We start from the raw sequence: 13,751 nt of genomic DNA on the forward strand, positions 1-13,751 counted from the left end.
GACACACATCCCCTGTGGGAGCGAGCTTGCTCGCGATAGCGGCCTGAAGGGCAACAGCCACCCAACAGACTGGCACAAAAAAACCGGCGCCCGAAAGGGCTGCCGGTTTCTGACCATCAAGCGACCGGATTGATCGGCTTTTCCGGGTACCAGACGTCCATCAGCGGGCTGACTTCAACGCTGGTCAGCTCAGGACGCGCCTTGAGCCAGGCTTCAACGGCAGCGCGCTGCTCTTCGGAAACCGAGCCACGCTTCTGCAGGCAAACCAGACCGTAGTCGTCGCCGCCGACGTAGCCCAGGCCGTTGGCTTCCATGGCTTCTTTCAGGAAAGCGTCGAGGAAAGCGTCAATAGCCTCATCGGCCAGATCTTCTTTGAAATCCAGGTTCAGTTCGAAACCCAGCTCTTGAAATTCATCCACGCACAGTTTTTTGCGCAGACGCTGGGAACGGTTAGTCGCCATTGGAACAATCCTCATAAGTAATAACGGCCGGCACTTTACCAGTTTGATGCGTCGATTGCCCGACTGATCGGGCGTATCGACCTACCGTCGGTAAAAAATAGCAGCCGAAGGGCTCAGGCACGGCCCCAGCCGTTGCGGCTTGGGGCATAATGCCGACACTTTCATGACCGTTGAGGGCGTTCATTTTCATGCCCTCGTCTTTTCCCCCTCGCCCGTAGGGTTTTATTTCAAATGATCAAATCTTTGCGTCCACTGCTTCTGGCCAGCCTTCTTCTTCCCCTGGCCCTCCCTGTCACCACCTACGCCGCCACCATCAACACCGCCCTGTCGCCCAACGTGCAAAAGGCGCTCAAGAACAGCAAGCTGCAGAACGACGCGCTGTCCCTGGTGATGGTGCCACTCAACGGCCCCGGCACTCCTACCCTGTACAACGCCGACGTCTCGGTGAACCCGGCGTCCACCATGAAGCTGGTGACCACCTACGCGGCCCTGGAAATGCTCGGCCCCAATCACCAGTGGAAAACCGAGTTCTACACCGACGGCACTCTCAACGGCGGGATCCTCAACGGCAACCTGTATCTCAAGGGCGGCGGCGATCCCAAGCTGAACATGGAAAAACTCTGGCTGCTGATGCGCGATCTGCGGGCCAACGGCGTGCAGCAGGTCACCGGCGACCTGGTGCTGGACCGTGGATTCTTCATCCAGCCGCAACTGCCCGAGTTCAACGACGACGGCAACGACGAAAACAAACCGTTCCTGGTCAAGCCCGACTCGCTGCTGGTCAACCTCAAGGCCCTGCGCTTCGTTGCCCGCAATGACAGCGGCCGGGTGCTGGTGTCGGTGGAGCCGCCGATCGCCAGCATTCGCATCGAAAACCAGGTCAAGGCCGTCAATTCCAAGCAATGCGCCGGCGGCGTGCGCTACAACCCGGTACCGCAAGCAGACGGCAGCGTGACAGTGACCGTCGGCGGCCAGCTCGGGGACGGTTGCAGCTCCCAGACCTACCTGTCGTTGCTGGATCACGCCACCTACACTGCCGGTGCGGTGCGAGCGATCTGGAAAGAGCTGGGCGGCAGCATCCAGGGCAAGGACCGCCTGGCAGCGACCCCGAGCAGCGCCAAGGTCCTGGCCCGGGCGTTCTCCCCGGACTTGGCGGAGATCATCCGCGACATCAACAAATACAGTAACAACACCATGGCCCAGCAACTGTTCCTGAGCCTCGGCGCACAGTTCCGTAACGAAGCCGACGGTGATGACGCCAAGGCGGCGCAGCGGGTGGTGCGCCAGTGGCTGGCCAAGAAAGGCATCACCGCGCCGCACCTGGTGATGGAGAATGGCTCCGGTCTGTCCCGCGCCGAACGGGTCAGCGCCCGGGAAATGGCGGCCATGCTGCAAGCCGCCTGGCGCAGCCCGTACTCGGCCGAGTTCATCAGTTCGATGCCGATTGCCGGCACCGACGGCACCATGCGCAAACGCCTGAAGACCACCGCGATGGCCGGCGAAGCCCACGTCAAGACCGGGACCCTGAACACCGTCCGCGCCATCGCCGGCTATAGCCGTGACATCAATGGCAATACCTGGGCGGTGGTGGCGATTCTCAACGATCCAAAACCATGGGGCGCCTCGTCGGTGCTGGACCAGGTGCTGCTGGACCTGTATCGCCAGCCGAAACTGCCGCAGACAGCTTCGGTGCTCTAACACAGCACAAACCCAATGTGGGAGCGAGCCTGCTCGCGATAGCGGTATGTCATTCAGCCTATTCATCAACTGAACCATCGATATCGCGATGATATGTGGCTAGCCCAACTGCACCTCAACCCGATCCCGCCCGGCCTGCTTGGCCGCATACACGCCCGAGTCAGCCCTTAGCAGCAACGCATCGGCGCCCTCCCCGGCACGCCAGGTGGCGATACCGAAGCTGGCGGTGACAAACCCCACACCCTCGATGGGCGCCGCCCGCAAGCCTTCCCACAGCTCCAATGCCAAGGTGTAGGCACTTTCGCTGTCGGTGTCCGGGCACAGCACGACGAACTCTTCCCCACCCAGCCGGCAAAACACATCGGTGCGCCGCAACCGCTGGGCGACGCGTTGGCAGACCGCTTGCAATACCCGGTCGCCCACTGCATGGCCATGCTGGTCGTTGATGCGCTTGAAGTGGTCAATGTCGAGCATGATGACCGCCAGCCCCCCGGAACCGCGCTCGACCCGAGCCATCTCCGAAGTCAGGCGATCCTGGAAATAGCGGCGGTTGCGAATGCCGGTCAGCGCATCGGTGACGGACAAGGCCCGCAGCTCTTCTTCCACCCGTTTGAGGTCGGAAATATCCGAGACATAGCCATGCCACAACACTCCGCCGCCGGGCAGTTCCTCGGGCGTGGCCTCGCCACGTACCCAGCGCAGCCCGCGCAGGGGCAATTGCACCCGATACTCTTCCCGCCACGGGCTCAAGGTATGGGCCGAAGCACGAATCGAAGCGCGGACGCGCGTGCTGTCCAACGGGTGGATCCGCGAGAAAATCGCCTCGGCGTTCTGCACCAGCACATCGGGTTCCATTTCATAGATGTCGCGAATGCCGTCGCTGGCATAGATCACGCTGAAGCGACCATTGAAATCCATTTTGAACTGGTAGATGCCACCGGGCACATGGGCACTGAGCTTTTTCAGCAACAAGTCACGGGCAGCCAATGCTTCGTGGACACGCTTGCGTTCGGTGATATCGATGCAGATCGCCAGGTGCCCGACCCACAGCCCCTGGTCATCGAGCATCGGTGTGGCAAGCATGTTCACGGTCAAGTGGCTGCCATCGCGGCGCACCAGGGTCCACTCCCGCGCCTGTTGCCCACCCTGCTCGCCGCCCTCGAGCAGCATCGCGTGACACGTCGGAATCGGCTTGCCAAAACGCGCGCCAAGCTGGGCGGCGCGGGCCTGGAGTTCGCGCGGTACATGCAGGCTTTCCAGGGTCATGCTCTGCAGGACCTCGCAGCTCTGGTAACCGAGCATCTGTTCGGCACCGGCGTTGAAGGTGGTGATGACGCCACGCAGGTCAGTGGCGATGATCGCGACCTGGGTCGCGGCGTCCAGCACACCGCGCAACTGGCCATGGGTACCGCGCAGCTCCTGCTCCCGGGCGCGCAGTTCACGGGTACGCTGCTCCACCAGTTTCAAGGCCCGCTGCCGCTGGCTGACCAGCACATAGAGCAAGGCGCTGAGTAGCAGGCTGAGCAAACCGCCGAATATCACCATGCTGGTGACTGAAGAATGATTGGTAGACAGGAACACCCGGCTGGGTCGCAGCTCCACCCGGTAGTCGCGATCGGCCAGGCGTAGCAAGCGGGTCGCCGCCAAATCGCTCTGGCCCGGCGGGTTGCGGGACTCGAACAGCGCCTCCTCGCCGCTTTGGGGAGACGGATCCATGATACGCATCGACAGATTGTCGTGGCCGGACGCCGGCAGTCCATCGCCCGCCAGTTGCCGCATGCTGATGGCCGCCACCACGTAGCCGAACGGTTCGCTGGCCGATTCCCGGATGACCGGCGCAACCAGCAGGACACCACGGGTAAATACCGGGTCGGCGCCCATCAGGTCCAATGGCTGCGAGACCACCGGTCCGCCTCGCTGGCGGGCCCGCTCAACGGCGGCACGGCGCAAGGGTTCGGAAAGCAGGTCCAGGCCCAGCGGTGTCCCGTAGGAGGCCTGGCTCTGGATGTAGAGCAGCGGTGCGTATTCGTCCCGTTCGGCGGCCCGTCGCAGGCCACCGCTACCGTCCACCTCGCGGATCGTGAATTGAGTGGCCCCTTCAGCCTGCGCCTGCTGTTCGAATGCGTACCGTTCGTCCGGCAGCACCCTCGGCGCCCAGGCGAAGGCCCGGGTGCGGCGCAACAGTGCGTCGGCGTAACCACGGAATTCGTTGTTGGAGACCCCTTCGGAGTTGGCAAAGAAACGCCTGAGGCTGTCGAGGCGTTGCTCCTGATCCTGGAATCGTTCTTCGATGCGGCTGAAGCGCTCCTCGGCTTGCAGCTCGAAGCGCTGGCGCAATTGCTGATTGAACAGGTTCATCATCGCCCAGGTCAGCAACCCGGTCAGGAACATACCGGCCAGCAGGACCAGCGAAGCGACCAGCCAGGCCGACACGTCTTCGCTGATAAAGCCCAGGATCCTGGGACGTACCTGATGCAATGCCATAAATACAACTCAGAAAGGAACCAGGCATAGGCACAGCCCTGGACACAGCCTAAGTTATAGCTATTCGCCATCACTTTAGCCAGTCCCCAAACGAGGCTAGAAGCCTTGAATTACAAGGCTTCTTGGATCCAATCAGCCCCGACTCAACGCGCCATGATCTTCCAGGCGCGGTGGATCTTGCCGTTGCGGGCGAAATCCGGATCGATCGTCTTGGCGGTGATCTCTTCCACCGCATAACGCTCGCCGAGGTTGTCCTCGAGCTGGAACTTGCGGAAGTTGTTGGAGAAATACAGCACACCGCCCGGCGCCAGGCGCGCCATGGCCAGGTCCAGCAACTGGACGTGGTCACGCTGCACATCGAACACGCCTTCCATGCGCTTGGAGTTGGAGAAGGTCGGCGGGTCGATGAAGATCAGGTCGTACTCGTCACGGCTGGCTTCCAGCCAGGCCATCACATCGCCCTGCTCCAGGCGGTTCTTGTCGGAAAAACCATTGAGCGACAGATTACGCCGTGCCCAATCCAGATAGGTTTTCGACAGGTCGACGCTGGTGGTGCTCCGAGCACCACCCTTGGCAGCGTGGACGCTGGCGGTCGCGGTGTAGCAGAACAGGTTGAGGAAACGCTTGCCGGCCGCCTCTTTCTGGATCCGCAGGCGCATCGGCCGATGGTCGAGAAACAGCCCGGTGTCCAGGTAGTCGGTGAGGTTGACCAGCAGCTTCACGCCACCTTCGTTGACCTCGGTGAACTTGCCCTGGGCGCTCTGGCGCTCGTACTGCTTGGTGCCGCTCTGGCGCTCGCGACGCTTGATCACCACGCGACTCTTGTCCACGTTCAGCGCCTGGGGAATCGCCGCCAGGGCGTCGAACAGCCGGGCCGAGGCCTTTTCCGGATCGATGGACTTCGGCGCGACGTATTCCTGGACGTGCACCCAGTCGTGGTACAGGTCGATGGCCATGGAATATTCCGGCATGTCGGCATCGTAGACCCGATAGCAGTCCACGCCTTCACGCTTGGCCCACTTACTCAGCAACTTGAGGTTTTTTTGCAGGCGATTGGCGAACATCTGCCCGCCTTCGCTCAACCGCGCCTGCTCGACCACTGGGGCCGGCGCCGCTGCTGGCTTGATCGGGTTGCCGTTCTTGTTGTACTGGCGCTCTTGCGGTACTTCGGGGGCCTGATCGTAGGCGGCCTGTTCACGCTCGGCCTGACGCTGTTCCGGGGTGCGACGTTCGCCAGTGACGAACTGGTCCGGCAACACCTTGATCAGCAGCAACTTGCACGGCAAGGCGCCGTTCCAGAACGAATACTGCTTGTGGCTGCGAATACCCATGCGCTTGCCCAGGTCCGGCGCGCCGGTGAACACCGCCGCCTCCCAGTTCAAGCAGGCCTGGCGCAGGCGTTCACCGAGGTTCTGGTAGAGGTAAAGCAGGCTGGCTTCGTCGCCCAGACGCTCGCCGTACGGCGGGTTGCAGATCACCAGGCCCTTCTGGTTCTGGTCTGGACGCGGCTCGAAGGTGGCGACTTCGCCTTGATAGATCTTGATCCACTCGCTCAGGCCGGCACGTTCGACGTTGTTGCGGCCCGGCTGGATCAGCCGTGGGTCGGCTTCGTAGCCGCGAATCCACAGCGGCGGCTTGGCCAGCCCGGCGGCGGCACGGTCGGTGGCCTCTTCGTGGAGTTTCTTCCACAACGCCGGCACATGGCCGAGCCAGGCGGTGAAGCCCCACTGCTGGCGGCGCAGGTTCGGCGCCATGTCGGCGGCGATCATCCCGGCTTCCACCAGGAACGTGCCCACGCCGCACATCGGGTCGGCCAGCGCCCCGCCTTCAGCGGCAATGCGCGGCCAACCGGCGCGAATCAGGATCGCGGCGGCGAGGTTTTCCTTCAACGGCGCGGCACCTTGCTGCAGGCGATAACCGCGCTGGTGCAGGCTGTGGCCGGAAAGGTCGAGGGAGAGGATCGCTTCGCCGCGGTCCAGGCGCAGGTGGATGCGCAGGTCCGGGTTGAGCTTGTCGATGGATGGTCGCTCGCCCGACGGCGTGCGCAGCTTGTCGACGATGGCGTCCTTGACCTTCAAGGCGCCGAAATGGGTGTTGTCGATGCCCGAGCCGTGGCCACTGAACTCCACCGCCAGGGTGCCATCGGCCAGCATGTGGTCTTGCCAGTCGACATCCAGCACACCGTGGTACAGGTCTTCGGCGTCCTTCATCGGGAAGCGCTTGAGCACCAGCAACACGCGGTTGGCCAGGCGCGACCACAGGCACAGGCGATATGCCGTTTCCATGTCGGCCATGCCGCGCACGGCCGAGGTGTGCTCGCGCGCCTCTTCAAGGCCAAGCCCGACGGCTTCCTCGATGAGCAGGCCTTCGAGGCCCTTGGGGCAAGTGAGGAAGAGTTCGAAACGATCGGACATGGGATTTCCAGAGCCTTTGGCTAAGTGGACCGGGCAACGCATTGCCGGGCCGGGTTCAATCAGGTGCTTTTCTCAAGAGCACCCGCGTGGCACGAAAGTGTGCCGTGCCACCCTCGCCGCTCAGGTTAAAAGAGCTTAGATGCGAAGGCAGATAAAAGATTCTGTGCAACAAATTGTGAAAACTCGACCCTTTCGTCGAATAGTACCCGAGTGCAGCGGGAGGACATTCTCATCCGAGCCAGACCTACCCCTTTCGGCGCAGGGCCGATCATACAGGGGTCTTGCTCAAAAGCGGTCAACGAACATCAAGTTACTTATCGCCCTAACATCTTTATTGTTACGTGCTTATGACAAAACGATCATTCCATCCATGTGACGCTTTGGTTAGAACTCAACACAGGTTGACGTCGCAACGGCGTCAACACCTCGGCTCGTCACGCCGGCAACGAGCCACCAACGGCAGAATGATTCTGCCCCGGCCTCGATAGAGGTCGACGCTAAGTAACAGTCAACAAGTGAGGGCAACACCCTATGAGAAGACTTAAGCGTGATCCGTTGGAAAGAGCATTTTTACGTGGTTACCAATATGGCGTTGGTGGTAAATCCCGTGAGCTTTGCCCCTTTACTCTACCGTCGGTACGTCAAGCCTGGATCAATGGCTGGCGAGAAGGACGCGGCGACAACTGGGACGGTATGACCGGCACTGCGGGTATCCATAGACTCAACGAACTTCACGCCGTCGGCTGACACAGGGCTTAATACTCAAGAACTCGACAATCTGACACCCATATCGATTTAACCACGCACGTCCCATCCGGACGGCGGGCTACGGCCCAGGGGGCTCCTTCGAGGAGCCCTTTTTAATGCCTGGGTTTCGGCCTGGGCTGAAGACACGATTGTGGCGAGGGGATTTATCCCCGCTGGGGCGCGAAGCGGCCCTTATTACCAGCGCCTCGGTGTGTCTGGTTTATCGGGCAAGCCGTCTTGGGGACTGCTGCGCAGCCCAGCGGGGATAAATCCCCTCGCCACAAATGGACCTGACCAGCCTGAAGAAATCAACCCAACGCCGCAATCGCATCCACCGATTCACGAATCAACGCCGGCCCCTTGTAGATAAAGCCCGAATAAATCTGCACCAGGCTCGCCCCGGCGGTGATCTTCTCGGCGGCGTGGCGGCCTTCGGTAATTCCGCCCGCGGCAATGATCGGCAAGCGCCCCGCCAATTCAGCGGCCAGCACCTTCACGGTGTGGGTGCTCTTGTCACGCACTGGCGCGCCAGACAAACCGCCCGCCTCATCACCGTGTTCCAGCCCTTCGACACCTTCACGCCCCAGGGTCGTGTTGGTGGCGATTACTGCGTCCATGCCCGTCTCGATCAGGGCCTGGGCCACCTGGGTGGTTTCTTCGTCGGTCATGTCCGGGGCGATCTTGATCGCCAGCGGCACGTGCCGGCCGTGAATCAACGCCAGTTCGGCGCGCCGCCGAGCCAGGTCGGCCAGCAGTTGCTTGAGCGAATCACCGAACTGCAGGCTGCGCAGCCCCGGGGTGTTGGGGGAACTGACGTTGACGGTCACGTAGCTGGCGTGGGCGTAGACCTTGTCCAGGCAGATCAGGTAGTCGTCGACGGCGCGCTCCACCGGCGTGTCGAAATTCTTGCCGATGTTGATGCCCAGCACGCCCTTGTATTTGGCCGCGGCCACACGAGCCAGCAGATGATCGACGCCCAGGTTGTTGAAGCCCATGCGGTTGATGATCGCCTCGGCTTGCGGCAGGCGGAAGATCCGTGGCTTGGGGTTGCCCGGCTGCGGGCGCGGGGTGACGGTGCCAATTTCCACGAAACCGAAACCCAACTGGGCGAACCCGTCGATGGCCGCGCCATTCTTGTCCAGGCCCGCCGCCAGCCCCACCGGGTTGGGGAATTCCAGGCCCATGACCGTCACCGGCAATTTCGCCGGGGCCTTGCACAGTAGACCGTTGAGGCCCAAACGCCCGCCCGCGCCGATCAGGTCCAGGGACAGATCGTGGGAGGTTTCCGGGGAAAGTTTGAACAGCAGCTGACGGGCCAGGGTGTACATGGGTGGGGTGGGCTCTGGGCGATAAAAAGTGACGGGATTATACCGAGCAGGAGCGTCAGCGGCGAGAACCACTTGGATTCCGGGTTCCATCTGGGTATCGACACGCTGCGGCCCTTGCGTCGGAGCGCTATTTGATAGTTGCAAGCGCCAAAAACCTGCAAAAGACCGATGCAGCTGCAATGGCAGCAACCCAGTAGCCCTTCGTCACGCAGGATCAAAAAATGTCTGTCTCATCTTTAGGCGCATCTATAGCGCAACCCATTCCAAACGACTCCGTTCGCGCCCATAAACCGGACACGGTCATCGACATTGAGAGGGGGCCAACCGATACCATTATCGAGATGCTCGATGACATCATCCCAGCCGAGCAGAGAAGCCCGCTTTCGTCGGAACAGTTGAGGTTTGGACTGAAGGGGGTTGAGGAAGCACTCAAGACAATCATTACAGAGCGAGAAGATCAAGCCGACTTGCGCGCTTATACAGCCTTTAGGGAAATCCTAAAGGAGGCATACGATGAAGATTTCGTGATTGATATGGGGATGTTCGAAGGCTCAAAGCATTCGTCAGATTCCGACACATTCATACAACGCGCCCTGACCATCCTTACTTGGATCAGTGATTGCCTAGGCAAACTGGCCCGCAACGAATTCGAAGGCGATCTCGGACGCTGGGCCAGCAACCTGACCATTTCCGGCCTACGCAGCGGTCTGGTCACCTTTGCCCTTACGGTGATCAGGCAACTGGTCGGGTTCCTCCAGGAAAAGGCCCTCCAATCCAATGCGGCTTCGCCACTGACACGCAGTGTGCTCGGTGGGATTGCCCAGTGCATCGGCCCATTGCTGAATATCCTCGGAGCCATCAGGGACGAGTGCAATGGAACCGCAAACGCCGAAACGCGCCTGGCACGTTTCATCACCCTCACAATATCGGCCTTGGCCCTGGCAGCTGCCATAGCCGTGCCCTCCGCACTGCCAGCATTGGCATCCTCCGGCCCGGCCATGTTGTTCTACACGTTTGCCCAGGATCTGGTGAGCCTGTTTTGCCCCACCGGCGACAATACAAAACCCAACCCCAGCGGTACGGCAGCCGCAGGCACGCTGAACGCTATGCTCCAGTTCCTGTCCTTCACCGCCATGAACTACACCGCGCCACACTCCGGCGCCGGGTATGCCATGGCAGCAGGGAATAAACCCCCACCCTCTGAGACGGAAGGCCTGGCCTTTCAACTGTCGGCTTGGATGGAACAACAGGCCAATACGCCGCATGATCCAAATCTGTCGGCTGAGGCCCGGGCCGAGCAAATTGTCGAATCCCTGAAACCGGTACTGGAAGACGATTTCAAGCGGGGCGGCTTCAACGCCGGAGCCGACGTCTTCGGCCAAATATTCATGGGCGAGGCAATGCGCGCCTTCCAAAAAGATCCGCCTGAAGGAGGCTTTCGGATCGACCCCATCTCTGTACGAATACCCACTGCCGAGCAGGCGGCCAATCAGCTCTTGTCCACCAATGCGATACGAACCTCCATAGGCCAGATAATCATGGCCGTTGTCACTTCGGCATCCCTATACTTTTCAACCTTGCCCATTTCAAAAGAAATAGTCGACCATATCGTCAACGCGCTAGTCGCCGCCGTCGTGTTCGCGCTACGTCCCGGCACGGCTTACGTCAACGCACGCACCACTCCCGCAGCAAACGCCTGACTCATCGGCTTGCCTGGAATACACGTAACCGTGGCGAGGGAGCTTGCTCCCGCTGGGCTGCGCAGCAGCCCCAAGGAAGGGCCGCTTCGCGCCCCAGCGGGAGCAAGCTCCCTCGCCACGAAATCACTGTTTACCCTCTCTTCCTTTAACAGACAGGCATCGCCCGTCTTGCCGTCTTTACCACTCACTCTTCTCCCAAGCCTCATCCCCCATCGGCTGGAACACATCGCGCATAAAGCTTTTGGTAAACAGATCCATCGCGAACGCCAGGCCATTGGCACCGCTGACCTCTTTATAGAGCTGCGATTTTTCCAAACCCTCGTCCTTCAATCGCACCAAAACCTGCAGCGTGATCGCCATCAACGCCTGGGCGGTGGGGTACGCCGCCGTTGTGCCATCCGGCCCGCGCAACGTACGGAGGAATTCATGAATCACCTTTTCCCCCTGCCCCTCCATCGCCAGTAACAATTGATACAAGTGCTCGAACTCAGGGTCCGGGCGTTTGCTGTCAGGTGCTTGCTCGCGGGCCGCCAGCAGCCGTGATTCCAGCGTCTCGACCGATGAATTGGCGCCACCCTCCAACAGGCTGGAAACCGTCATGGATTCAATCTTCATGGCGAACCTCGGCAGTGTCGGTTGGCGCGAAATCGGTGAAGCTTGCGCACATGTCCGCCAGCGCCTGCCTTGAGGCCTGATCCAACAAGCGCACCGCCTCCGGCAGGCTGGCGATGCTCGCTAATAACCGGGATTCCAGCCGTTCGCCGGTCGTCTCGACATCGAACTCCAACAGTTGATCCGCCAGCCGCAGCACATAGCGGTCTTGTGGGTGATATTCCAGCATCAGCTCGCCGGGCCAGCGCGTGCGCAAGCGTTCGCGCAGTGCATTGCCGCGCGGGCGGCAATGCAGCGGCAACAACAGGTGCAGGACCGCGCCCGAGTCGCCCGCCTGCCCCGCCAGCCAGCGCTCCAGCATTTCATCCAGCCATTGCGGGTGGCTCAAGGCTTGCGCGAGCAGATCACGGGCGGCCAGGGCCAGATCGCTGCGCAATTGCAGCCCCAGGCGTTGCGATTTCAGCAAGCCATCGGCCAGATGCTCGGTCGCACGCAGGATGCCCTCGGCATAACCTTGTTGAAACGCCCGGGCATGCAGCGCTTCGGCATCGCGGTGTGCCTGCTCGACACACGCGCGCGCGCGGCGCTGGGCTTCCAACTGCAAGCGCTGACGACGGCGCGCGGCGGCGATGTCTTCGCGGGCCAGGCGCACGTCTTCGCACGCGGGCAGGTCAGTCAGGGTTCGGATGGAGTCGAGCATGCTGCACCGCCAAAAAGAACAGGGTTGGATCAGGTTTCGTCACGGGCCATTGCCGATGCAAGCGAACGACCGGCTCGCAGAACTGCAAGCTCAGGCGCTCGAGCAATAGATGAGGAACGTGCTCGTTCCAGCTCCACAACGCATTGAGGCCGGCCGCCTCGACCCGCGCCATTGAAACCGTCGCGCACTCCACCGGCAGACCGCCTCGCACTCCCAGATTGAAGCTGGCGAACCGGCGAACCGACACGGGCAAGCACTGCAGCGCCGCGCCCCGCGCCAGGTCGGGCATCAAGCGATAGGCGCCCATCAGCAAGGCGATATAGGGTAATTGTCGCCAATGGCGAACCCATAGCTGCGCCACGCTTGTCAGCGGCGTCGAAGGCCACGGCTCTTGCAGTCCCAGCCCCTCGAGCACGATGCGGTTGAGCAAAGTGTGGGCCTCGCCGCCTTCGAATCCCGCCGGTACAACCAGGCGCTGGGGGTGCAGATACGACAAAGGCTCGGCGAGGATTTGCTCCAGGCACTCAAGGTCCGACATCACGCCGCCCCGCGCTGCACTGGCGGAAGACCCAGGCGGCGCCACCGGCCAGCAGCAGCGCGCTGATCGCCGCCCACCATGGCCACGGTGAAGGCCCCGGTGCGGCGACTGCCGACGGCGCCACATGCTGGGTCGGGGAGCGTTTGGACAGCACCACCGAGACGTTCTCGTACTCCACCGCCGCAAAACTGTTCTTGAGGAAACGCTTGATGTCGGTGATCAGCAATTGCGCTTCGACATCGCGTTCATGCAGCACCACCGCCGACAGGTGGACCGGCGGTGGCTTGCGCCCGCCCTCGCCTGCCTCCAGGTCGTAACTGACATGGACCCGTGCCGACACCACGCCTTCGAGCACACTCAGCGACTGTTCGATGCGCTGCTCCAGCGCTGAATACAAGCGGGCCTTTTCCGCACGGGGGGAGGCCACCAGGGAATCGGACGGAAACATCTCGGCCACTTGCAGACGTGGCCGGGAAGGTAACGAATAGAGATTGAGCAGATCGACGGCCGCGGAAAAATCGAGCGCGTCGATTTTCACCGCATAGCCGGTTTTGCCGGTGTCGACCTTCACCGCCGCGATGTTGTTGCGCTGCAGCACCGACAGCACTTCATTGGCCTGCTGCTGATCCAGTCCTTCCAGCAGGTTCGGCTGGCGGCACCCCACCAGCGCGAGGCACAACAGCAGCAACAGCACGCCCGGTTTCATGATGCACGCAACAGGGTTTCTGCCGTGCCCACGGCCTTGCGCACCAGCACGTTGAGCAAGTTGATATCCACGTTGTATTGCCCTGTCAGCTCCTGCAACTGGGCCAATACTTCAGGGTCGGTGATATCCGGACGTTGCAGCAACTGATTGATCGCCGAGACCTCTTGCGCGCTGTCGACGGCGGAACCGGCAAACGCTTCGATCAAGCGCGACTCCAGGGAAACGATCGGACCTTCCTGCGCGCCACGCAACTCAACGAAGGCGGACCGGGCGATAAGCGACGGGGCAAGATTCTGAATGGACATACGATGCACTCATGAAATGGCCATCGTCACGAGCAATGGCCAATCGAAAGGGAAAGCG

Annotated in this window: 13 protein-coding genes; 3 read left to right on the top strand and 10 right to left on the bottom strand. The window is 61.5% G+C overall.

Features of this window, described 5'->3' with window-relative positions:
• Window positions 1–116 precede the first annotated feature (116 nt).
• Together Q7F16_RS22755 and Q7F16_RS22760 are read right to left on the bottom strand one after the other, a co-directional pair.
• Window positions 117–461 (bottom strand): YggL family protein, encoded by a 345-nt coding sequence (locus tag Q7F16_RS22755; RefSeq protein WP_003199553.1) that lies wholly within the window; start codon window positions 459–461, stop codon window positions 117–119.
• On the bottom strand, window positions 451–651 hold the full coding sequence (locus tag Q7F16_RS22760) for a hypothetical protein (protein ID WP_152667556.1): 201 nt from the start codon (window positions 649–651) through the stop codon (window positions 451–453). Before Q7F16_RS22760 ends, Q7F16_RS22755 begins: the two co-directional genes overlap by 11 nt.
• 41 nt (window positions 652–692) lie before the next feature.
• Between Q7F16_RS22760 and dacB the strand changes: the two genes are divergently transcribed.
• Window positions 693–2,159 (top strand): D-alanyl-D-alanine carboxypeptidase/D-alanyl-D-alanine endopeptidase, encoded by a 1,467-nt coding sequence (gene dacB, locus Q7F16_RS22765; RefSeq protein WP_046063833.1) that lies wholly within the window; start codon window positions 693–695, stop codon window positions 2,157–2,159.
• A 99-nt stretch (window positions 2,160–2,258) separates the two neighbouring features.
• Here the strand turns inward: dacB and Q7F16_RS22770 are convergent, their stop codons facing one another.
• Window positions 2,259–4,643 carry a sensor domain-containing diguanylate cyclase gene (locus tag Q7F16_RS22770; protein ID WP_046063832.1) on the bottom strand — a complete coding sequence of 795 codons (2,385 nt, stop codon included), beginning with the start codon at window positions 4,641–4,643 and terminating at the stop codon, window positions 2,259–2,261.
• 143 nt (window positions 4,644–4,786) lie between these two features.
• The gene (gene rlmKL, locus Q7F16_RS22775) at window positions 4,787–7,057 is read right to left on the bottom strand and encodes a bifunctional 23S rRNA (guanine(2069)-N(7))-methyltransferase RlmK/23S rRNA (guanine(2445)-N(2))-methyltransferase RlmL (RefSeq protein WP_079302155.1); all 2,271 of its coding nucleotides are present in this window, start codon (window positions 7,055–7,057) and stop codon (window positions 4,787–4,789) included.
• A 531-nt stretch (window positions 7,058–7,588) separates the two neighbouring features.
• On the opposite strand from rlmKL, the gene rmf reads away from it, so the two are divergent.
• Window positions 7,589–7,804, top strand: a complete 216-nt coding sequence (gene rmf / locus Q7F16_RS22780; protein WP_003223300.1) for a ribosome modulation factor — start codon at window positions 7,589–7,591, stop codon at window positions 7,802–7,804.
• Between the two features lie 308 nt (window positions 7,805–8,112).
• On the opposite strand, the gene Q7F16_RS22785 is transcribed toward rmf, so the two are convergent.
• Window positions 8,113–9,132, bottom strand: coding sequence for a quinone-dependent dihydroorotate dehydrogenase (locus Q7F16_RS22785; protein WP_409556912.1), 1,020 nt, complete (start codon window positions 9,130–9,132; stop codon window positions 8,113–8,115).
• A gap of 221 nt (window positions 9,133–9,353) precedes the next feature.
• Here Q7F16_RS22785 and Q7F16_RS22790 point away from each other — a divergent pair, with 221 nt between their 5' ends.
• Entirely contained in the window at window positions 9,354–10,832 is a 1,479-nt protein-coding gene (locus tag Q7F16_RS22790) for a hypothetical protein (RefSeq protein ID WP_409556913.1), read from the top strand.
• A gap of 177 nt (window positions 10,833–11,009) precedes the next feature.
• Here Q7F16_RS22790 and Q7F16_RS22795 read toward each other — a convergent pair whose 3' ends face one another.
• Genes Q7F16_RS22795 through sctI form a run of 5 tightly spaced genes read right to left on the bottom strand, consistent with a single transcriptional unit; the run spans window position 11,010 to window position 13,693 of the window.
• Window positions 11,010–11,447: a hypothetical protein gene (locus tag Q7F16_RS22795; RefSeq protein ID WP_409556914.1), complete on the bottom strand. Its 438-nt coding sequence runs from the start codon at window positions 11,445–11,447 to the stop codon at window positions 11,010–11,012.
• On the bottom strand, window positions 11,437–12,144 hold the full coding sequence (locus Q7F16_RS22800; protein WP_409556915.1) for an oxygen-regulated invasion protein OrgB: 708 nt from the start codon (window positions 12,142–12,144) through the stop codon (window positions 11,437–11,439). Before Q7F16_RS22800 ends, Q7F16_RS22795 begins: the two co-directional genes overlap by 11 nt.
• The gene (locus tag Q7F16_RS22805) at window positions 12,116–12,682 is read right to left on the bottom strand and encodes a secretion system protein (protein ID WP_409556916.1); all 567 of its coding nucleotides are present in this window, start codon (window positions 12,680–12,682) and stop codon (window positions 12,116–12,118) included. The genes Q7F16_RS22800 and Q7F16_RS22805 overlap by 29 nt, the downstream gene beginning before the upstream one ends.
• Entirely contained in the window at window positions 12,669–13,388 is a 720-nt protein-coding gene (locus Q7F16_RS22810) for an EscJ/YscJ/HrcJ family type III secretion inner membrane ring protein (RefSeq protein WP_409556917.1), read from the bottom strand. The genes Q7F16_RS22805 and Q7F16_RS22810 overlap by 14 nt, the downstream gene beginning before the upstream one ends.
• Window positions 13,385–13,693, bottom strand: a complete 309-nt coding sequence (gene sctI, locus Q7F16_RS22815) for a type III secretion system inner rod subunit SctI (RefSeq protein ID WP_409556918.1) — start codon at window positions 13,691–13,693, stop codon at window positions 13,385–13,387. The genes Q7F16_RS22810 and sctI overlap by 4 nt, the downstream gene beginning before the upstream one ends.
• Window positions 13,694–13,751: the final 58 nt, after the last annotated feature.

Source organism: Pseudomonas sp. Lb2C2 (genome assembly GCF_052112205.1).
Classification (GTDB): domain Bacteria; phylum Pseudomonadota; class Gammaproteobacteria; order Pseudomonadales; family Pseudomonadaceae; genus Aquipseudomonas; species Aquipseudomonas kilonensis.

What these genes read in the sequence shown, in the direction of transcription:
- Q7F16_RS22755 (WP_003199553.1), bottom strand. Translation starts at nt 461, where the DNA reads ATGGCGACTAACCGTTCCCAGCGTCTGCGCAAAAAACTGTGCGTGGAT.
- Q7F16_RS22760 (WP_152667556.1), bottom strand. Translation starts at nt 651, where the DNA reads ATGAAAATGAACGCCCTCAACGGTCATGAAAGTGTCGGCATTATGCCC.
- dacB (WP_046063833.1), top strand. Translation starts at nt 693, where the DNA reads ATGATCAAATCTTTGCGTCCACTGCTTCTGGCCAGCCTTCTTCTTCCC.
- Q7F16_RS22770 (WP_046063832.1), bottom strand. Translation starts at nt 4,643, where the DNA reads ATGGCATTGCATCAGGTACGTCCCAGGATCCTGGGCTTTATCAGCGAA.
- rlmKL (WP_079302155.1), bottom strand. Translation starts at nt 7,057, where the DNA reads ATGTCCGATCGTTTCGAACTCTTCCTCACTTGCCCCAAGGGCCTCGAA.
- rmf (WP_003223300.1), top strand. Translation starts at nt 7,589, where the DNA reads ATGAGAAGACTTAAGCGTGATCCGTTGGAAAGAGCATTTTTACGTGGT.
- Q7F16_RS22785 (WP_409556912.1), bottom strand. Translation starts at nt 9,132, where the DNA reads ATGTACACCCTGGCCCGTCAGCTGCTGTTCAAACTTTCCCCGGAAACC.
- Q7F16_RS22790 (WP_409556913.1), top strand. Translation starts at nt 9,354, where the DNA reads ATGTCTGTCTCATCTTTAGGCGCATCTATAGCGCAACCCATTCCAAAC.
- Q7F16_RS22795 (WP_409556914.1), bottom strand. Translation starts at nt 11,447, where the DNA reads ATGAAGATTGAATCCATGACGGTTTCCAGCCTGTTGGAGGGTGGCGCC.
- Q7F16_RS22800 (WP_409556915.1), bottom strand. Translation starts at nt 12,144, where the DNA reads ATGCTCGACTCCATCCGAACCCTGACTGACCTGCCCGCGTGCGAAGAC.
- Q7F16_RS22805 (WP_409556916.1), bottom strand. Translation starts at nt 12,682, where the DNA reads ATGTCGGACCTTGAGTGCCTGGAGCAAATCCTCGCCGAGCCTTTGTCG.
- Q7F16_RS22810 (WP_409556917.1), bottom strand. Translation starts at nt 13,388, where the DNA reads ATGAAACCGGGCGTGCTGTTGCTGCTGTTGTGCCTCGCGCTGGTGGGG.
- sctI (WP_409556918.1), bottom strand. Translation starts at nt 13,693, where the DNA reads ATGTCCATTCAGAATCTTGCCCCGTCGCTTATCGCCCGGTCCGCCTTC.